Consider the following 19,652-nt stretch of genomic DNA (forward strand, 5'->3'; position numbering starts at 1 on the left):
AAGCGCTGGTTGTCGGTGGTCTGCACGGTCCGGGTTTCCCTTCTTGTCCTGCTGCGGTGATTGCGAAATGGGGGTGTCTGTTTTCTGACGCGTTGCTGTCGGAGTTCCGGCTCAGCTGATCGTGCCGACCAGCTTCAGCCGCTTGTCCTCGGGGACCTCGCTGTAGGCCAGCACGGACAGCGACGGAACGCTGTGGCGTACCAGCCGTGCCAGCGCGGCACGTACCGGACCGGGCACCAACACCACCGCGGGCTCGTTCTTCGCTTCCTGCTTGCTGACACATTCGGCCAGGCTCTGGTGCAGTCGCTCAGCGAGTCCGGGTTCCAGCGCGGCGCCGTTGCCCTGAGTGGACTCCTGCAAGACGCGTTCCAGTTGCGGGTTGAGGGTGAACACCGGCAGCTCGGCGGACATGCCGGCGATCTCCTGGACGATGAAACGGCCCAGCGCGTTGCGCACGGCGGCCGTCAGTACGCCGGGGTCCTGGCTCATCGGCGCGTTCTCCACCAGCGATTCGGCGATCTTGCGCAGCTGGCGCACCGGGATGCGTTCGATCAGCAGGTTCTGCAGCACCCGCACCACCACCGACAGCGGCAATGCCTTCGGGGTGAGGTCCTCGACCAGCTTGGGCGCGCTCTTGCCCAGGTTGGCCAGCAGCTGCTGCACCTCTTCGTGGCCGAGCAGCTCCGGGGCGTGTTCGCGGATCAGGTGCGAGAGGTGGGTAGCGACCACGGTGGCCGGGTCGACCACGGTGTAGCCCATCGATTCGGCGTGGGCGCGCTGGTGCGGCTGGATCCAGGTGGCATCCAGGCCGAACGCGGGGTCCTTGCCGGCAATGCCTTCCAGCGCGCCGAGCGCGCTGCCCGGGTCCAGGGCCAGTTCGCGGTCGGGGTGGATTTCGGCGGTGGCCACCGGCACGCCGTGGATCAGCAGCCGGTAGGCGCTGGCGCCCAGTTCCAGGTTGTCACGGATGTGTACCGACGGAATCAGGAAGCCGATGTCGTGGGTGAGCTTGCGGCGCACGCCCTTGATGCGCGCCATCAGTTCGCCGCCCTGGTTCTTGTCCACCAGCGGGATCAGCCGGTAGCCCACTTCCAGGCCCAGCGGATCGACCGGGCGCAGTTCGTCCCAGGTCAGTTCGGCGGTGGGCGAGGGGCTGCTGGCGCCGGGCAGGCCCAGCGCATTGGTAGGGCCGGCCGCAGGCGCGGCGGCGGCGCGCTCGGCCGCCTGGCTCTTCTTCCAGAGCTTCCAGGCGATGAAGCCGAGGATGGCAGCCAGCGTCAAGAAGGCGACGTTGGGCATGCCCGGGACCAGGCCGACCAGGCCCAGGATCGCCGCGGCGATGGTCAGAGCGCGGTGCTGTCCGAACACCTGGCCCATCATGGCCTGGGCCATGTCCTGCGAGCGCGAGGCGCGGGTGACCAGCATGGCCACGGCCGAGGACACCAGCAGTGCCGGCAGCTGCGCCACCAGGCCGTCACCGATCGACAGCAGGGTGTAGGTGGCTGCGGCTTCGCCAAACGGCATGCCGTGCTGGAGCACGCCGACCGCCAGGCCGCCGATCATGTTGATGAAAAGAATGAGGATGCCGGCGATGGCATCGCCGCGGATGAACTTGCTGGCACCGTCCATGGCGCCGTAGAAGTCGGCTTCCTCGCGGACTTCTTCACGGCGCAGCTTGGCTTCTTCACGCGTCAGCAAACCGGCGTTGAGGTCGGCGTCGATCGCCATCTGCTTGCCGGGCATGGCGTCCAGGATGAAGCGCGCGGTCACTTCGGACACGCGGCCGGCACCCTTGGTGATCACCACGAAATTGATGATGGTCAGGATCGCGAAGACCACGATGCCCACGGCGTAGTTGCCGCCGATGACGAATTCGCCGAATGCGGCGATCACCTTGCCGGCCGCTTCATGGCCGTTCTGGCCGTTGAGCAGGATCACGCGGGTGGAGGCCACGTTCAGCGCCAGCCGCAGCATGGTGGTGATCAGCAGCACGATCGGGAAGATGGTGAAATCCAGCGGGCGCTTCACGTACACCACCGCCAGCAGCACCATCAGCGAGATGGCGATGTTGAAGGTGAACAGCGCATCCAGCACGGGGGCGGCCAGCGGCACCACCACCATGGCCAGCAGGGCCAGCACGATCAGCGGGGCGCCCAGGCCCTGGCGGATCATGTCCAGGGCGCGACGGGTGTTCATGCCGGCGGGCTGGGCGCTCATGGGCGGCCTCCCTTGCCGAACTCATCCACGTCGATGCTGGGCGCGGCCGGCATCGGTCCACCCCGCCAGGTACGCAGCTGGTAGACGTAGGACAGCACCTGGGCAACGGCCGAATACAGTCTCACGGGAATTTCCTTTCCAAGTTGACCTTCCCGATACAAGGCGCGTGCCAAAGGCGGGGCCGAGACGATGGCGACCTTGTTGCCGTCGGCCACCTGGCGGATGCGCAGGGCGGTTTCGTCCACGCCCAGGGCCACCACGGTGGGGGCGCCCATCCTGCCGCCGTCGTATTTGAGGGCCACGGCGTAGTGGGTGGGGTTGACCACCACCACGTCGGCGGTGGGCACCGCTTCCATCATCCGGCGGTTGGACATCTGCTGCTGCAGCTGGCGGATGCGGCCCTTCACTTCCGGGCTGCCCTCGCTTTCCTTCATTTCCCGGCGCAGCTCTTCGCGGGTCATCTTCAGCTTGCGCATCCAGTTCCAGCGCTGGTACGGGGCATCGATGGCGGCCAGCAGCATCATGGCGCCGCCGGTGGCCAGCATCAGTTTCAGGGTGAAGCCCAGCCCGTGGACCATGGCCGCCTCCAGCGGCTGGTGGACCAGGTCGCGCAGCCCGCGGATGCCATGCCAGACCACCAGCCCGGCGGCGGTGCCGACGAACACGATGCGCAGCAGGGATTTGGTGAATTCGCCGATGGCTTCGGCGCCATACAGGCGCTTCATGCCGGCCATCGGGCTGAGCCGGTTGAACTGCGGCATCAGCGATTTGTTCGACCAGCGCAGGCCGCCCATGGCTACCGGGGCCAGGAAGCTGGCCAGCAGGCAGACCAGCAGCAGCGGCCACAGGGCCAGCATCAGCTGCAGGAACAGGTGCCCGAAATGGTTGAACAACCCCAGCGGCTCGAAGCGCAGGCCCGGTTCCGGGGTCAGGGCCAGCTTCATCCAGTCCTTGGCGCTGCTGGCCATGCCCCCGGAAAACGCCATCAGCGCCAGCACCGAGGCGCCGAACACGGCGGCGGTGGCCAGCTCGCGCGAACGCGGGATATTGCCCTGTTCACGGGCATCGCGCAGGCGTTTTTCGGTAGGTTGTTCGGTTTTTTCGCCGGCTTGTTCTTCGTCGGACATCGGGAGCAGGGCACCGCGGGGATTACCCGGGGTGGTGCAAGAAGTGTTCCATTGCGGACGACGTGCCGGGAGCAGAGCACGTGACAGGGACAGTGCTCGGGCTCGGGACCGGGATCGGGATCGGGGTGGTGATGGTGACGGCGACGGCGACGGCGACGGCGACGGCGACGGGAGAGTAGGGTCGGTTCCCAAACGACCGCCGATACGGGGTCAACGTCCGGTAACGCATGACGGGAAGCGCAGAAGCTTTCCCCGGCGGAGGTCATGCCGCCATCGAACGCGGGCAATCCACGTGCAGTCGATCGGGATGCGACCCTACCAGCAAGAGCCCAACAGCCCAACAGCCCGGCGCCACCGGCATCATCAATGGCATCATCCAGGTCCAACTGGCTGCTGCGGTAATCGATGTCGCCTTTCCTGTTCTGCGTTGTCCTGTTGGCCGGGCTGCTGCATGCCAGCTGGAACGCCATCGTCAAACGCGGCAGCGATACGCTGTTCACCACGATCCTGGTGACCGGCTCGGCGGCGTTGATCGCGGCGCTCTGCCTGCCTTTCGTGACCGCACCGGATCCGCGCAGCTGGCCGTGGCTGGCGGCGTCGACCGTGCTGCAGGCGGGGTATTACCTGCTGGTGGCGCGTACCTACCGGGTGACCGACATGAGCGCGGCCTATCCGTTGATGCGGGGTTGCGCGCCGATCCTGGTGGCGGTGGTGGGCGGGGTCGTTCTCGGCGAGCGCCTGCCGGGATTGGCATGGGCCGGCATCGGGCTGATCTGCTTCGGTATTCTGTGCATGTCGCACGGGATCGTGCGTCGGCAGATGTGGCTGCCTCTGCTCAACGCCGGAGTGATTGCCACTTACACGCTGGTAGACGCCTTGGGGGCGCGCCAGTCCGGTTCGGCGCTGGGCTACACCTTGTGGCTGTTCCTGCTGTCGGGGCTGCCATTGCTGGTCTGGGCCCTCGCTACCCGCGCGCCGCAGCTTTTCGCCTATGCACGATCGAACTGGGGCTATGGCCTCGTCGGCGGCGTAGGTACGCTGACATCCTACGGCGTGGTGCTCTGGGTGATGACGCAGGCGCCTGTGGCGATGGTCTCGGCGCTACGCGAGACCTCGATCCTGTTTGGCGTGCTGATCTCTGCGTTGGTGTTACGCGAACGGGTCACCCGACAACGATGGGTCGCCGCCGGATTGATCGTTGCAGGAGCGGTGGTGCTGCGCGTGTGCGGCTAATCCAGGAAATGCCCGCCCTGCGAGGCTTTGTGGTCCTGTGACACCACCATCCGTGGGCGTGGCAGGTCGTGGAGTTGCAGGAAGCGCTCGGCGTCGACCGGGCGGCCGAGCAGGTAGCCCTGCAGGAAGTCGCAGCCCAGCCGCTCCAGGTAGGAACGCTGGCCGGCGGTTTCCACGCCTTCGGCCACGATGTCCATGTCCAGCGCATGCCCCAGCGCCACGATGGCCGAGACGATCACCACGTCTTCGGAGCTGTTTTCCAGGTCGCGCACGAAGGCGTGGTCGATCTTGATCTCGGTGGCCGGCAGGCGCTTGAGATACAGCAGGCTGGAATAGCCGGTGCCGAAATCGTCGATGGAAATGCCCACACCCAGCCGCGCCAGGGCCTGCAGCAGGCGCAGGCTGGTCTCGGTGTCGCGCATCACCGCGCTTTCAGTGATCTCCAGGACCAGCCGGCGCGGTTCCACCCGGTGCAGTTTCAGCGCGTCGCTGATCTCGCCGAGCAGGTTCGGGGAGCCGAACTGGATCGGCGACAGGTTCACCGATACCGACCAGCTGTCATGGCCGGCGTCATGCCAGCGGCGCAGCTGGCGGCAGGCTTCGTTGAGCACCCAGCGCCCGATCTCGTGGATGACCCCGCTGCGTTCGGCCAGGCGGATGAAACGATCCGGTGGAATCAGGCCGTGCTCGGGGTGGTTCCAGCGGACCAGGGCCTCGGCGCCACATACCTGGTGGGTGCTGACCCGCACTTTGGGCTGGTAGTGCAGGAACAGCTGGTTGGACTGGATCGCGCGGCGCAGGTCGGCCAGCAGCCGGAACTGCTGTTCGGCGCTGTCGCTCATCCACTCGGCGAACACCACGAACGCGTTGCGTCCGGCTTCCTTGGCCTGGTACATCGCCGCGTCGGCATACCCCATCAACTGGCGTTCGGTGGTGGCGTGGTCGGGGCAGATGGAAATGCCGATGCTGGCGGTGACCTGCAGCTCATGCCCGGGCACCAGGTTGCCGGTGCCCACGGCCTGGATGATGCGGCCGGCCAGGTTGGACACGTCCTCGTCGTTGTCGATGCCGACCACCAGCACGAATTCGTCGCCGCCCAGGCGGGCCATCACGTCGGCGGCACGCAGCAGCTGGCGGGTGCGCGTGGCCACCGCGACCAGCAGGGCGTCGCCGGTCTGGTGACCGTAGGCGTCGTTGACCTGTTTGAAGCCATCCAGGTCCATGAACATCACCGCGAACCGCCCGCCGCGTTGTTCGGCATCCACCAGGGCCTGTTCAATGCGCTGCTGCAGCAGCAGGCGATTGGGCAGGTGGGTCAGCGGATCATGCAGGGCGGCCTGGCTGAGCTCGGCGTGCGCATCGTCCAGCGACGTGCGCAGGTGCAGGTTGCGCAACCGCAGCAGCTGCGCCTGCTGGCGCTGGTCCAGCCAGGACACCAGCAGCACCACGGCCAGGATGCCGATGGTGAGCACCATCACCAGCGCCCCCAGCCACTGGGTCTGCAGGCCGGTGCCGGCGGCGGCGCCACACACACTGTCGGCCGGGAACCGTGCCGCGGCCATGCCGGTGTAGTGCATGCCGACGATCGCCGCGCCCAGCACCACCGCCGGCGCCACGCGATGCTGCAGCCGGGTGTCGTTGTGGCGCAGGCGGAAGGCAACGTACAGCGCGACCCACGACGCCGCGACGGCAATGATGAGAGAGAGGGTGAACCAGCCCGGGTGGTATTCGATGCCCGGGCGCATGAGCATGGCCGCCATGCCCAGGTAGTGCATGCTGGCGATGCCGCTGCCCATCAGCAATGCACCCAGCGCCAGGCGCGAATGCGGCAAGGTGGCGCGTGAGACCAGCCAGAGCGCGAAGATCGAGGAGGCGATCGCCGCCAGCAGCGATACTGCGGTCAGTTCAAGGTCGTACCCCAATGGGATGGGCAGCTTGAAGGCCAGCATGCCGATGAAGTGCATGGACCAGATTCCCAGTCCCATGGCGCAGCCACCGCCCAGCAGCCACAGCACGCTGATCCTTGGCGATGGCGCGGTGGTGACCCGATTGGCCATGTCCAGCGCGGTGAAGGACGCCATGATGGCGACCAGCAGCGAAACCACGACCAACCATGGGGTGTAACTGCCGACGAGCATCATGACTCTCCCTGGCGTACACAGCTGCAATCTAAAAAAGACTGGGCCACGCTTCTGCGCGGACTGCTCAGGCACGTTCCCCCTGCCGTGAGCGCATGGTAACGACACAGGAGGGGGCGAAAGCAAGCGCAAATCCGGCCAAATTTCATGCAGCCATCACGCGACCGTCACCCGTTTTGCATACGGCCGCGTACGCGACGGGGCCGGCGCTAGCGGATGAGGCCGTCGGCGGTCTGGAACGCGGCGTCGAACAGGCGTTGCACCGGGGGGCCCATTTCACCGGCAAGCACGGTCAGCAGGAACAGGCCCAGCAACAGGGCGACCGGCAGGCCCAGCTGGATCGGGTTGAGCGCGGGTGCGGCACGCGCCAGCACGCCGAAGGCCAGGTTCACCGCCAACATGGCGACCGTGATCGGCAGCGACAGCGTCAACGCACCGCGCAGCACCTGCAGCAGGAACGTGGGCGCGGTGCTGATGAACGCATCGAGGTCGGGCAGCGATGCGCCGATCGGCACGGCCTTGTAGCTGTCCATCACCAGTGAGATCAACGCGAGATGCCCGTTGGCGGCAAAGAACAGCAGGCCGAACAGAAGATAGAACCACTGACCGATCACGCCCGAGGTGCCGCCGCGCATCGGATCGCTCATCTGCGCGAAGGCCAGGCCGGTGCCCTGCGAAACCAGTTCGCCGGCCATGGCACCGGCTTCGAACACCAGCCGCAGCAGGAAGCCGATGGAGATGCCGATGGCCAGTTCGCGCGCGATGCTGAGTACGGTGGCCGCGTCAAAACCGGTCCAGGCCGGGACGGGCGGCAGCATCGGCGACAGCGCGATGGCCAGTGCGCCGGACAGCATCACGCGCACCCGTGTCGGCACCGCGCGGCTGCCGACCAGCGGCATGGCCATGATCATGGCGCCGATGCGCAGCATGGTCCACAGCACGGTGCCGATCATGCCGAAGGCGTTGAGCCCGTCGGCGGCCATCTGGGTTGCCGAATCCATCGCGGGGCTATCCGATCAGGTGCGGTATGCGCTGGAACAGCAGCGTGGTGTATTCGACCAGGTGGCCGATCAGCAGGCTGCCGAGCGCGAACAGCACCGCGGTGAGCGCGGCGGCCTTGGCCACGAAGGCGATGGTGGGTTCGTTGAGCTGGGTGGCGGCCTGCACCACGCCGACCACCACGCCGACAATCAGTACGGTCAACAGCAGCGGGCCGGCCACCCACAGCACGGTGATCAGGCCGCCGCGCAGTTCGGTCAGGGCAAGTTCGGGTGTCATGACGACCTCAGACGGCGTTGAAGCTGGCGGCGAGGGTGCCGACCACCAGTACCCAGCCGTCGACCAGCACGAACAGCAGGATCTTGAAGGGCGCCGAGACCAGCATCGGCGAGAGCATCATCATGCCCATCGACATCAGCACGCTGGCCACGACCAGGTCGATGATCACGAACGGGATGAAGATCAGGAAGCCGATTTCAAAGGCGGTTTTCAGTTCGCTGGTGACGAACGAGGCGACCAGCACCGGGAACGGAATGGCATCGGGGCTTGCATAGGTGCCATGCCCGGCCATGCCGGCGAAGGTCATCAGGTCGGTTTCGCGGATCTGGGCCAGCATGAAGGCGCGCAGCGGCTGGGTGGTGAGGGTCCAGGCGGTCTGGAAGTCGATCTCGCCATTGAGGTAGGGCGCCATGCCGCTGCCCCAGGCTTTCTGCCACACCGGCAGCATGACCATGGCGGTCAGGAACAGGGCCAGGCCGAGCAGCACCTGGTTGGACGGAGTCTGGCCGGTGCCCAGTGCCTGGCGCAGCAGGCCCAGCACGATGATGATGCGGGTGAAGGCGGTGAGCACCAGCAGCATCGACGGGATCAGGGTGATCGCGGTCATCAGCAGCAGGGTCTGCAGCGGCAGGCTGACCGGGGCGCCCCCGATCTTGCCGACATTCACGTCGGGCAGGTTGGGCACGGCGGGCGCGCCGGGCGCGGCCATGGCCAGCGCGGGCAACGCGCACAGCAGCAGGGTCAGCAGCAACGGCAGGTAACGGGTCCAGGATGCACGGGGGCCACGCATGATCATTTTTCCTTGCGCAGCCGCTGTTGCAGCAGCTGGGCGAAATTCGGCAGGTTCTTGAAATCCGGCAGGCGCGCCGGTTCCGGGGTGGGCAGCGGTTCGGGCAGGCGGTGCAGGGTGTTGATGCCGCCGGCGGTGACGCCGAGCAGCAGCTGTTCGCCATTGATATCGACGACGACGACGCGTTCCTTGGCACCCACGTTGAGGCTGGCCACCACGCGCAGGCCGTCGGCGGGCTTGAAGCCGCTGCCGGGCATGCGCTTGAGCACCCAGCCCAGGCCGACGATCAGCGCCAGCACGGCCAGCAGTGCGAGCACGGCGCCGAACATGCTGGGTGCCGCGGCGGCGTGCTGGCCGACCTTGGCCGCCGGTGCACCGGCGGCAATGAGTGCCAGGGAAATCAACGCAGTCTCCGGATCCGTTCGCTGGGGCTGACCACGTCGGTCAGGCGCACGCCGAAGCGGTCGTTGATGACCACGACTTCGCCGTGGGCGATGAGGGTGCCGTTGACGAACACGTCGAGCGATTCGCCGGCGCCGCGTTCCAGTTCGACCACCGAGCCCTGGTTGAGCTGCAGCAGGTTGCGGATGGGCAGGCGGGCGCGGCCGACTTCCAGCGACAGGGTGACCGGTACGTCGAGGATCACGTCGAGGTTCAGATCCGGGCCACCGCTGGTCTCGTCGGACTGCAGGGTGGTGAACTGCGCCGGTGCCGGTTCGTTGGTTTCGATGTCGTCGTTCATTGCGGGTCTTCCTGGATAACGGGAGCGCGCGGGCGGGTGCCCGGGGGATGGGTAGCGGTGATCTTCACGGCGTTCATGCCGTTGGCGACGCCGAACTGGCCGGTGAACACGGGAATGTTCTCCACGCACAGCGGCACGTGGGGAGGCAGGTCGATGGGCAGGATGTCGCCGATCTTGAGCTGGGTGAGGTCACGCAGGCTCATGCGCTTGGTGGCGAGCACGCTGGAGAGGGTGACTTCGGCGATGTTGAGCTGTTCGCGCAGCATGGTGCCCCAGCTTTCGTCGCGGTCGTTGCGGTCGCTCTGGATGCCGGCGTCGAGCAGTTCGCGGATCGGTTCGAGCATCGAGTACGGCAACGTTACGTGGATGTCGCCGCCACCGCCGTCGAGTTCGACATGCAGGCGGCAGACCACGACGTATTCGCGGGGGGTGACGATGTTGGCGAAGTGGGGGTTGATTTCGGAGTTGATGTATTCGAGTTCGACATCCATCACCGGGGCCCAGGCTTCGCGCAGGTCGGCGAAGGTCTGCTTGAGCAGGAGGTGGATGACGCGCATTTCGGTGGCGGTGAACTCGCGGCCTTCGATGCGGGTGGGGTAGCGCCCGTCGCCGCCGAAGAAGTTGTCGACGATGGCGAACACGAGGGTAGGCTCGAAGACGATCAGGCCAGTGCCGCGCAGGGGCTTGAAGCGGATCAGGTTGAGGTTGGTCGGTACATACAGGGAGTGCATGTAGTCGTTGAACTTGATCAGTTCGATGCCGCGCACGGACAGTTCGGCGGAGCGGCGGATCAGGTTGAACAGGCCGATGCGCCAGAGGCGGGCGAAGCGCTCGTTGACCATTTCCAGGGTCGGCATGCGCCCCCGGATGATGCGGTCCTGGCTGGCAAAATCGTAGTTGCGCGCTTCGCCGGGGGCGATGGCGTCGACTTCGGTTTCGACGGCGCCGGAATCGACGCCATGCAGCAGGGCATCGATTTCGTCCTGGGAAAGCAGGTCATTCATGGGATGCCCTTACTGGGTGACGAAGCTGGTGAACAGCAGTTCGTCGACGCCCTTGCTGCCGGTTTCGGCTTTGAGCAGTTTCTGCACTTCGGCCAGGGAGTCGGCCTGCAGGCGTTCTTTGCCGGCGCGGTCGGCGATCTGGGCCGGTTCGACCTGGGAGAACAGCATGAGCAGTTTGGCGCGGATGGCGGGGGCGTGAAGCTTGATGGCTTCAAGGGCGGCCGGGTCGCGGGTCATGAGCTGGACTTCGACCTGGAGGTAGCGGGGGCCGTCGAAGCTGCTGCTGAGGTTGACGACGAACGGGGGTTCGAGGCCGAAGTACTGGGCGGGGGCGGGCACGGCCGATTTGGCGGTGGCGGCTTTGGCGGGGGTCTTCTCGTCGTGGGACTGGGTGAAGTACCACACGCCGCCACCGGCGGCGCCAGCGGCGACGACGGCGATCAGGGCGGTGACGAGGAGGGGGCTGCGCGGCTTGGCGGCCTTGTCCTTGTCGGTGGATTTCTTGGTTTTGTCAGCGGCTGCGGCCACGAGGGGAAGCTCCATAGGATTGCTTCCTGGCTACATGCAAAGGGCGTGCCGTAATGCGCCGGTGTTTCGTTGTCGGGAATTTGACGTTTCAAGGGCAAGGGCAACGGCAACGGCAACGGCAACAGCAACGGCAACAGCAACGGCAACGGCGTCGGCTGTGCGCTGTCTGAGGCTTGGCGGGTCGGTGCCGGTTTGCGGGGGACGCCGTGAACCCATCCCTGGGGGCTTGGTCGCGGCATCCATGCCGCTCACACCCCCGCAAACCGGCCCCGACCCACCTATGACAGTGTGTCATTCACGGAAGGCAAGAGCGGTAGGGCCCGACCGTTGGTCGGGCCGGCTTTACGCGTATGCGTCGACCAAACCGCGCTGGCGCATCAATTGCGATGGGGAAATTGTCGTTTCGACCAATGCCGGGTCGCCGTCGGTGGTTCCGTGGCCTGCCTGGCCGCCGTTTGCCTTGCCATCCTGCGCGGTCTGCTGGTGGCCAACGTCGGCATTGCCCAGCTGGAATCCCTGGTCGTTCAGCATTTCACGCAGGCGCGGGATGCTGGATTCGAGGGCGTGGCGGACGTCGGCGTGGGCGCTGCTGAAGCTGGCGTGGACCTTGTCGCCGTCCATCTGGAGGCGGACTTCGATCTGGCCGAGGTCGTGCGGGGTGACTTTGATGGTGGCGTGGCCGATTTTCTGGTCGGCCAGCCAGCCGATGCGGGCGCTCATGGCGTCGTCGAAGTCGTCGCCGCCGATGTGCGGGGTGGCGGTGGGGTCGCCCTGGAACGGGGTGCTGGCGGTGGCGGCGGCCTTGAGTTCGGCGGCGGCGTGCAGGGCGTGCAGGAGCGAGGTGGTGGGGGCGTCGGTGTCGCTGCCGGCGTTGGCGATGGCGTCTTTCAGCGAATCGGGCAGGGCGACGTCTTCAGTGACCTGGGCGTCGGCCGGCAGGGCGATGGGCGCGGCGCTGCTGGCAGTGGCGGCGGGGGCGAGGCCGGGCAGCGCGGCGGGCAGTGCGCTGGTGGGGGTGGTGGGCGCGGTGGGGAGTGCCGGGTCGGCCTTGGCCAGCGCGGTGTCGGCATTGGCGGCGGGGGCGGCCATGACGCTGACGGCTTCGACGCCGGCCAAGGCCAGGCCAGCGAGGCCGAGCGGCGGCCATGGAGCGGTGTCGGCGTCGTCGGTGGCGTCGCTGGCGGTCGGCGTGTCGCTGGCGGCAGTCGTGGGGGCGGTGGCCGGGTCGGTGGCCTCGGCTGGCGCGTCCGCGCCGGGGCGGCCGGGGGCGTCGCCCGTGCTGCTGCCGCCGGCGTCGGCGGTCGTGGGTTTGTCTTTGGTGGCCTTGGCGGGCGCGTCTTTAGGGCCGCCGTCGGCTTTCAGCAGGGCGTCAAAGTCCCGACGGTCGCTGCCGCCGCTGGCGGTGCTGCGCGCGCTGGGGCTGGTGGGGGTGGCGCTGCTGCTGGCGGTGGGGCCGGCGCTGCTGCCAAGCAGGCTGGGGGGCATCACGGGGTGTCTCCGCTGTCGGTGTCTTCGGCGCGGGCCAGGCGGCTGCGGCGGGCGCCGAGGTCGTCCATTTCGCGCTGGTCGCGGCGGTCGACCAGGACTTTTTCCTGGGCGCGGTAGCTGGCAGCGAGCTGTTCGAGCACGGCTTTGTCGCGGCTGGCCAGGATCAGGCGGGCGCGTTCGGCTTCGACCTTTTCACGGTTGCTGTCGACGGTCTGGCGCTGCTGGGCGACGGCGGTGTCGAGGCGGTCGAGGAAGGCGCGGCGGTTGAGCAGCTGGGCCGGGCTGGTGGCGGCCATCTGTGCGTTCGCGTACTCCTCGGCATAGCGCCGCAGCTCTTCCAGGCGTGAGAGGTGGGTGTCGAGCACGCGCTGGCGTTCGGCGAGGTCGCGGGCGACTTCGTCTTCGTGGTCCTGGGCCCGCTTGAGCAGGGGATCGATGCGCTTGGATTGCATGGGTTAGCCCTCAGGTTCCACCAGGCGCTTGAGCGCGGCCTGGCTGTGCGGCAGGTCGGCGGCTTTGCCGACGTCCTGGCCGAGGAAATCGACGATGTCCGACCAGCGTTCCAGTGCTTCGTCGGTGGCCGGATCGTTGCCGCGCTGGTAGGCGCCGATGGCGATCAGGTCGCGGTTGCTGGAGTAGGCCGAGACCAGGCGCTTGAGCTTGCGGATGCGCAGGCGCCAGGGTTCGTCGGCGATTTCAGTGACGACGCGGCTGACCGACGATTCGACGTCGATGGCCGGGTACAGGCCGCTGTCGGCCACGCGGCGGGAGAGCAGGATGTGGCCGTCGAGGATGGCGCGGGCGGCGTCGGCGATGGGGTCCTGGGGGTCGTCGCCTTCGGTCAGCACGGTGTAGAACGCGGTGATGGAGCCGCGGCCCTTGGCGCCGTTGCCGGCGCGTTCGACCAGCGCGGGCAGTTTGGCGAACACCGAGGGCGGGTAGCCGCGGGTGGTCGGCGGTTCGCCGACGGACAGGCCGATTTCGCGCTGGGCCTGGGCGAAGCGGGTCAGCGAGTCCATCAGCAGCAGCACGTTCAGGCCCTGGTCGCGGAACCATTCGGCAATGGCGGTGGCGCGGTAGGCGCCGTGCAGGCGGGCCAGCGGTGGGCGGTCGGCGGGGCTGGCCACCACCACGGCGCGGCGCAGGCCTTCTTCGCCGAGGGTGCTTTCGACGAAATCGCGCACTTCGCGGCCACGTTCGCCGATCAGGCCGACCACGATCACATCGGCGGCGGTGTAGCGGGTCATCATGCCCAGCAGGGTGGACTTGCCGACGCCGGAACCGGCGAACAGGCCCACGCGCTGGCCACGGCCGATCGGCAGCAGGGCGTTGATGGCGCGCACGCCGACATCGAGCGGCTGGGTGATCGGTTCACGGGCGAGCGGGTTGATCGAGACGCCGGCCATGCCGACGGTGCCTTCGGCGCGGATCGGGCCCTTGCCGTCCAGGGGCACGCCGTCGCTGTCGATGACGCGGCCGAGCAGGCCTTCGCCGACTTCCACGCCGCCACGGCCCAGCGAGGGCACCACGCGGGCGTTGGGCAGCAGCCCGTGCAGCTCGGCGCTGGGCATGAGGTAGGTGCGTTCGCCGGCGAAGCCGACCACTTCGGCATCGACCCAGCCGCCATCGGCCACTTCGACCTTGCAGCTGGCGCCCATCGGCGATTCGCAGCCGACCGCTTCCAGGGTCAGGCCGACCGCGCGGCGCAGCACGCCTTCGCGGATCAGGCCGCGACCATGTGCGCCGTCGGGCTTGATACCGTCCAGGCGCGCGGCCAGGCGCAGGTTGCGCGCGGCGGACCAGTCCGCGGCGGGCGGGGGCAGGGGTTCGGGGTTCATGCGCTGGCTCCGGATTTGCGCAGCACTGCATCCAGCGCGCCGCGCAGACGCGCCTCGAGGGTGCCGTCGATGCGCACGGCTTCGGCGTGTACGCGCAGGTCGCCACGGCTCAGGGTGAGGTCGGCGGTGAGGCGCTGGGTGGGCGAGAGCTGCAGCAGCGGGGCGAGTGCGGCGATGTCGTCGGGGTGCAGGCGCACTTCGACGTCGCGATTGGCACCGCCCACCGCGTCGACCGCTTCGCCAACCAACTGCGCGAGCAGGGCGGGGTCGGCCTCGTAGGCGCGGCCGACCAGGGTGCCGGCGATGCGCACGGCCAGTTCGCCGAGCGCGGCCACTACTTCGTTTTCGAGACGGGCCAGTGGACGGCCGAAGTTGTCCAGGATGCCTTCGATCTGCGCGACCAGGCGGCGCACTTCGGCCTGGCCCTGGGCCTGGCCGTCGGCGTGGCCCTGTTCGAAACCGTCTTTCTCCGCAGCGTCCTGGATCGCCTGGATTTCTTCCAGGGTCGGCAGCTGCAGCAGCGGCTCGGGCTCGTGTTCGGCAACCGGTTCGTCGAGGTCGTAATGGTCGTCCTGCGGGGCGGCAGGGGCCGCCAGCAGGTCCGGGGCAAGCCAGCGCACGGCGTGGTTCACAGCATCGCCTCCGCGTTGCCGCCGAGAGTGACGGTGCCTTCATCGGCCATGCGCTTGACGATGGCCAGGATCTCGCGCTGCGCGGTTTCCACGTCCGACAGGCGCACCGGACCGCGTGCTTCCATGTCTTCAAGCAGGATTTCGGCGGCACGCTGGGACATGTTGCGGGTGATCTTGTCGCGCACCTTGATATCGGCGCCGCGCAGGGCCAGGCCCAGGCGCTCGCCACTGACTTCGCGCAGCACCAGCTGCAGTTCGCGGTCTTCCAGGTCGATCAGGTCGTCGAACACGAACATCTTTTCCTGGATGCGCGCGCTCAGCGGCGCATCGATGCGCGAGATCTCGCCGAGGATGGCCTGGTCCTGGCCACTGTCCATGAAGTTGAGGATGTTGGCCGCGCACTGCACGCCGCCGATGTTGGACGACTTCAGGTTCTGGTTGCCGGCGAACTGGCGCTCCATGATTTCGTTCAGTTCGTTCAACGCGTTCGGCGGAATGCCGTCCAGGGTGGCGATGCGCAGCAGCACGTCCACGCGGGTGCGCTCGGGCAGCAGCTTGAGCGCATCGGCGGCCTGGTCGGTTTCCAGGTGGGCCATCACGATGGCGATGATCTGCGGGTGCTCGTTGCGCACCAGGTCAGCCACTGCACGCGGGTCCATCCACTTCAGCGCGTCCAGGCCGGTGGTGTTGCGGCCGAGCAGGATGCGGTCGATGAGGTTGCCGGCCTTCTCGCTGCCCAGGGCCTGCACCAGCATGTTGCGGATGTAGTCGTCCGAGCCGACGCCAAGCGAGGTCTTGGAGCCCAGTTCGTTGCTGAACTGGTCCATGACCCGCTCGACCTGCTCGCGGGTGATGTCGCTCATGGTCGCCATGGCGATGCCGATCTTCTGCACTTCCTTCGGTTCCATGTGGCGCAGCACGTCGGCCGCTTCCACTTCGCCCAGGGACAGCAGCAGCACGGCGGCGCGCTGCACGCCGCTCAGCGGGGCAGGGGGGGCGGCGGGATCAATCATTGGCCACCCAGCCCTTGACCACCTGGGCCACGCGCTTGGAATCGGTCTTTACAGCTTCACGCGCCATGCGCAGTCGTTCCTCGTAGGAGTCCACCGGCAATGCCAGCGGCTCTTGGCCAGAAAGGTGTACCCGGTCCGAGCCGAGCTGGGGCAGGCCTTCGCCATCGTCCACCAGCTGCACGTCGGCGCTGTGCGGTTCGAGGCTGTCGTCCCGGCTGGGCTTCTTCGGGGTGCCGGTGATCGAGCGCAGCGCCGGGCGCAGTACGCCGAACACCAGCGCCAGCACCACGATGGCACCGAGCAGCAGGCGCAGGCCGTCCTGCACCTGCGGCAGTTCCCACCACTTCGGCCCTTCGACGGGGGTGACTTCACGCACGAACGGAGCGTTCATCACCGACACGGTGTCGCCACGCTCGGCGTTGAAGCCCACTGCCTGCTTGACCAGCGCTTCGACGCGGGTGAGTTCAGCGGCCGACAGCGGCTGCTCGGTGGTCTTGCCGTTGGCGCCCGGGCGCGGCACGTTGTCCAGCAGTACGGCGACGGAAACGCGCTTGATGCGGCCGGCCGGCTGGCGGCTGTGCTGCAGGGTGCGATCCAGTTCGTAGTTGCGTGTGGCGTTGCGCGCGGTTTCGGTAGGCGTGGCAGCGGTGGCCGGTGCCGCAGCCGGACCCGGCGGCGTGTTGCTGGCCGCACCCGGTACGCCCTGCGGACCCGGGGTGGTCGTGCTGTTTTCGCTGGTCTGTTCGCTGCGCAGCTTCTGCGGCTCGCCGTTGTAGATTTCGCGGGCTTCTTCGGTGACCGAGAAGTCCATGTCCACGCTGACCTCCGGGTTGACCCGGCCCGGGCCGGTCATCGGCTCGAGCAGCTCGCGGATGCGCTGGTTGAACGAGGTTTCCTGGCGGCGCACCTGGTCGAACTGGGCGGCGTTGACTGCCGCTTCGCTGTTGGGGTCGGACACGCTGAGCATGCGCCCGCTCTGGTCGACCACGGTGACGCGCTCGGCGGCCAGGTCGGGAATGCTGGCGGCCACCATGTGCACGATGGCATCGATCTGGCCGCGTTCCAGCTGCTGGCCACCGCGCAGTTCCAGCACCACCGAGGCGCTGGCGACGTCGCGCTGGCGGGTGAAGGCGCTGGGCTTGGGAATGGCCAGGTGCACGCGCGAGTCGCGCACCGGACGCAGGGTGTTGATGGTGCGCGACAGCTCGGTTTCCAGCGAGTGCTGGTAGCGGGCATTTTCCATGAACTGGCTGACGCCGAAGCCGGGGTCGCGCTCCATCAGCTCGAAGCCGAGCCGGCCGCTGTCGGTCAGGCCGGAGCCGGCCAGCTTCAGGCGCGCATCGTGCAGGTTCTTTTCCGGCACGGTGATGCCGCCGGTGGCCGCATCCAGTTCGAACGGAATCTGCGCCGCACGCAGCAGGTCGGTGGCTTCGGCGGTGGCCTTCTGGTCCAGGCCGGTGTACAGCGGCACCATCCCCGGCTTCTGCGACCAGAAGAACACGAACAGGCCTGCCGCAACGGCCACGGCGATCATCGCCATCAGGCCAAGCCGACGGGTGATCTGCAGGCTTTGCAGCCGGTCGAACCACTGGCCCGCCTTTTCGGCGTTCAGGGATTCCTTGGTGAGCGACAGGGCCATGCGTTTCTATCCTTACAGCGGCATGTTCATCACGTCCTGGTAAGCCTGGACGAGACGGTTGCGGACTTCCACGGTGGCGCGGAAGGCGATCTGGGACTGCTGCGAGGCGACCATCACCTTGGCCAGGTCGGCGCCGGGTTCACCCAGTTCGAAGGCGCGGGCGAGGGCGCCGGATTTCTGCTGCGCCTCGTTGACGCCGGCGATCGCGCCACGCAGGGTCTCGGTGAAGCTCGGGCCCTGCACGTCCTGCGGCGCCCCCAGCCCCTGCAGCCCTTGCAGGGCGTTGGTCTGGGGGGTCTCAACGGACTGACCGACCTGGGTCTGGTAGGTGCGGATCTGGGAAAGAATCGAGGTGACGGAGTGTGACATCTGGAACGTTCCGGCTGTTTGGGGGTTTCGAGTGATGACGTTGCAAGCCCCGTGCCGAAACGGCTGAGTGGTTCAGCGATGTCGTGATGGCGGGCCGCAGGGACCCGTGGCGCAACCGGTTACACGCCGGGCGTGGCGGAAAGCCGGTGCGTCAGCAGGTCGCCAGGGGGACGTCGGAACCCCGGCGTCGGGAAACCGACGCCTGGTCGGTGGCGCTGGCCACCGGTCGTTGTTCTGCGTATCGCCGGGCATCGCGTGGGCTGGCCAACGGCCGGCGCTACCGGAGACAAAGACGCCCGGGCTGGCCGGGCGTCTGGACACTTAAGGGGGGCGCGGCTACCAGGTGAAGCCGGCGCCCACGCCCACTGAGCTTTCATTGCCGCTCTTGGCGCCGCCGACGGACGCCGTGAAGTGCTCGGTGAACCGACGGCGGAACGTGGCGGCAAAGGCGTTCTCGCCTTCGGACCAGCCCACCCCGGCACCGAGGTAGTTCTTACCGACATCGGGCATGCCGGAGCTCTGTACGAAGGCGGCGGTCATGGCCGCCTGTCGACTGATGCGCTTGTCCATCGTGCGCAGGCTGTCATCCATGGCGTTCAAGCGGGAGTCGATGCCCGCGAAGCGGTCATTGGCCTCTGCCCGGAATTGTTCCAGCGCCGCTGCTGCACCGCTGGCCATTCCGCCGATCTGGTTGACCTGCTGGTTGGTGTAATCGTTGGCCGCCGTCAACGTATCGCCTGCCACCTGGTCGGTATACGTGTTGGCCTCGGTCAGCGTGGCGTCGGCCTGCTCGTCGGTGTAGGTGTTGGCCGCGGTCAGCGTGTCTGCCGCCGATTGCTTCAACTGGCTGACGTTGACGCCGTCGGTGTCGGCAGTACCCGCCGCCATGTTGACGATGCGACGCTCGGACCCGGCCACGCCCAGCGACACCGTATTGGCTTCGGTGGCGACCGCGCCAGCACCTAGTGCAATGGAGCTGACGCCTGTCGCGCTTGCACCCTGGCCGATCGCAATCCCGTTCTGTGCGGTGGAGTTGGTGCCCACGCCAATGACGATGGATCCTTCCTGGGTGGCGGTGCTGTTGACACCGATCGCGACAGAATCACGGCCGGACGCTTGGTTGTTGTAGCCGACGGACGTCGAGGCGAAGCCACTGGCGCTCGCGTTGCGCCCCAGTGCGGTGCCGAACTGATCGCCTGCGGTCGACCCGTTGCCGACGGCCGTTGCATTGGCTCCTCCGGCAGTGGCCGCGTCGCCACAGGCGAAGGCGCCGGCACCGGTCGCGGTGGGGGCTGCGCCGCCGGTCTGGGTGCATACCGTCTGTGCAGCCACGGGTGACATCAGTGACAGGAACACGCCCAACGCAGCGGCGGTGATGAGGAGGGAACGGGTGGAGGTCGCGCGCGAAACACCACGCAATGCGATGCGGTACCAGGAACGATCCATGGCGGAGATCCTCGGGTGGCAGCGCGCCCGCCGGGGCAATGCCGGTCAGGCGATCTGCATGAATCCCCCGATTCCCCGTACGCGTCTCCCCCGCATACGGCTGCTGGCGACGCTATGCCCGGTGCCGTCATGGTGAGGTGAAGGGCCATCGCAGGAACTGCGTATCCGGA

The 19,652-nt window shown here is 67.6% G+C and carries 19 protein-coding genes; 1 reads left to right on the plus strand and 18 read right to left on the minus strand.

Annotated elements, in window-relative coordinates:
* Positions 1–111: 111 nt before the first annotated feature.
* Both flhA and flhB read right to left on the minus strand, forming a co-directional pair.
* A complete protein-coding gene (gene flhA / locus AC06E7_RS16610; RefSeq protein WP_478065376.1) occupies positions 112–2,217 on the minus strand; it encodes a flagellar biosynthesis protein FlhA in 2,106 nt (701 codons plus the stop codon).
* Positions 2,214–3,344 carry a flagellar biosynthesis protein FlhB gene (gene flhB, locus AC06E7_RS16615; protein WP_426804017.1) on the minus strand — a complete coding sequence of 377 codons (1,131 nt, stop codon included), beginning with the start codon at positions 3,342–3,344 and terminating at the stop codon, positions 2,214–2,216. Before flhB ends, flhA begins: the two co-directional genes overlap by 4 nt.
* A 405-nt stretch (positions 3,345–3,749) precedes the next feature.
* Here flhB and AC06E7_RS16620 point away from each other — a divergent pair, with 405 nt between their 5' ends.
* Positions 3,750–4,577, plus strand: a complete 828-nt coding sequence (locus AC06E7_RS16620) for an EamA family transporter (RefSeq protein ID WP_478065377.1) — start codon at positions 3,750–3,752, stop codon at positions 4,575–4,577.
* Here AC06E7_RS16620 and AC06E7_RS16625 read toward each other — a convergent pair.
* The 16 genes from AC06E7_RS16625 to AC06E7_RS16700 all read right to left on the minus strand — a co-directional run bounded on the left by AC06E7_RS16625 (position 4,574) and on the right by AC06E7_RS16700 (position 19,482).
* Positions 4,574–6,715, minus strand: coding sequence for a putative bifunctional diguanylate cyclase/phosphodiesterase (locus AC06E7_RS16625; protein ID WP_478065378.1), 2,142 nt, complete (start codon positions 6,713–6,715; stop codon positions 4,574–4,576). The two genes, AC06E7_RS16620 and AC06E7_RS16625, sit on opposite strands and share 4 nt — an antisense overlap.
* Positions 6,716–6,924: 209 nt before the next feature.
* Positions 6,925–7,716, minus strand: a complete 792-nt coding sequence (fliR, locus tag AC06E7_RS16630) for a flagellar biosynthetic protein FliR (RefSeq protein WP_478065379.1) — start codon at positions 7,714–7,716, stop codon at positions 6,925–6,927.
* Positions 7,717–7,723: 7 nt separating this feature from the next.
* The gene (locus tag AC06E7_RS16635) at positions 7,724–7,993 is read right to left on the minus strand and encodes a flagellar biosynthetic protein FliQ (RefSeq protein WP_017356083.1); all 270 of its coding nucleotides are present in this window, start codon (positions 7,991–7,993) and stop codon (positions 7,724–7,726) included.
* A 7-nt stretch (positions 7,994–8,000) separates the two neighbouring features.
* Entirely contained in the window at positions 8,001–8,783 is a 783-nt protein-coding gene (fliP, locus tag AC06E7_RS16640; RefSeq protein ID WP_068851657.1) for a flagellar type III secretion system pore protein FliP, read from the minus strand.
* A gap of 2 nt (positions 8,784–8,785) precedes the next feature.
* Complete coding sequence (fliO, locus tag AC06E7_RS16645) at positions 8,786–9,187, minus strand: flagellar biosynthetic protein FliO (RefSeq protein ID WP_068851659.1); 402 nt, start codon at positions 9,185–9,187, stop codon at positions 8,786–8,788.
* A complete protein-coding gene (gene fliN / locus AC06E7_RS16650) occupies positions 9,184–9,525 on the minus strand; it encodes a flagellar motor switch protein FliN (RefSeq protein ID WP_068851662.1) in 342 nt (113 codons plus the stop codon). The genes fliO and fliN overlap by 4 nt, the downstream gene beginning before the upstream one ends.
* Positions 9,522–10,529 (minus strand): flagellar motor switch protein FliM, encoded by a 1,008-nt coding sequence (gene fliM, locus AC06E7_RS16655; protein ID WP_068851665.1) that lies wholly within the window; start codon positions 10,527–10,529, stop codon positions 9,522–9,524. Before fliM ends, fliN begins: the two co-directional genes overlap by 4 nt.
* Before the next feature lie 9 nt (positions 10,530–10,538).
* Positions 10,539–11,072 (minus strand): flagellar basal body-associated FliL family protein, encoded by a 534-nt coding sequence (locus tag AC06E7_RS16660; protein WP_176472652.1) that lies wholly within the window; start codon positions 11,070–11,072, stop codon positions 10,539–10,541.
* A gap of 327 nt (positions 11,073–11,399) precedes the next feature.
* Entirely contained in the window at positions 11,400–12,542 is a 1,143-nt protein-coding gene (locus AC06E7_RS16665) for a flagellar hook-length control protein FliK (RefSeq protein WP_478065387.1), read from the minus strand.
* Positions 12,542–12,997, minus strand: coding sequence for a flagellar export protein FliJ (gene fliJ, locus AC06E7_RS16670; protein WP_068851672.1), 456 nt, complete (start codon positions 12,995–12,997; stop codon positions 12,542–12,544). Before fliJ ends, AC06E7_RS16665 begins: the two co-directional genes overlap by 1 nt.
* Positions 12,998–13,000: 3 nt before the next feature.
* Positions 13,001–14,383 (minus strand): FliI/YscN family ATPase, encoded by a 1,383-nt coding sequence (locus AC06E7_RS16675; protein WP_068851675.1) that lies wholly within the window; start codon positions 14,381–14,383, stop codon positions 13,001–13,003.
* Entirely contained in the window at positions 14,380–15,015 is a 636-nt protein-coding gene (locus tag AC06E7_RS16680) for a FliH/SctL family protein (RefSeq protein ID WP_068851678.1), read from the minus strand. Before AC06E7_RS16680 ends, AC06E7_RS16675 begins: the two co-directional genes overlap by 4 nt.
* Positions 15,012–15,998: a flagellar motor switch protein FliG gene (gene fliG, locus AC06E7_RS16685; RefSeq protein ID WP_210132790.1), complete on the minus strand. Its 987-nt coding sequence runs from the start codon at positions 15,996–15,998 to the stop codon at positions 15,012–15,014. The genes AC06E7_RS16680 and fliG overlap by 4 nt, the downstream gene beginning before the upstream one ends.
* A 22-nt stretch (positions 15,999–16,020) precedes the next feature.
* Complete coding sequence (gene fliF / locus AC06E7_RS16690) at positions 16,021–17,667, minus strand: flagellar basal-body MS-ring/collar protein FliF (RefSeq protein ID WP_336443436.1); 1,647 nt, start codon at positions 17,665–17,667, stop codon at positions 16,021–16,023.
* Between the two features lie 12 nt (positions 17,668–17,679).
* Positions 17,680–18,036, minus strand: coding sequence for a flagellar hook-basal body complex protein FliE (fliE, locus tag AC06E7_RS16695; RefSeq protein WP_068851684.1), 357 nt, complete (start codon positions 18,034–18,036; stop codon positions 17,680–17,682).
* A gap of 336 nt (positions 18,037–18,372) precedes the next feature.
* Positions 18,373–19,482 (minus strand): YadA-like family protein, encoded by a 1,110-nt coding sequence (locus tag AC06E7_RS16700; RefSeq protein WP_478065380.1) that lies wholly within the window; start codon positions 19,480–19,482, stop codon positions 18,373–18,375.
* Positions 19,483–19,652 lie beyond the last annotated feature (170 nt).

This window comes from Stenotrophomonas sp. Steno-Z4 (assembly GCF_056393145.1).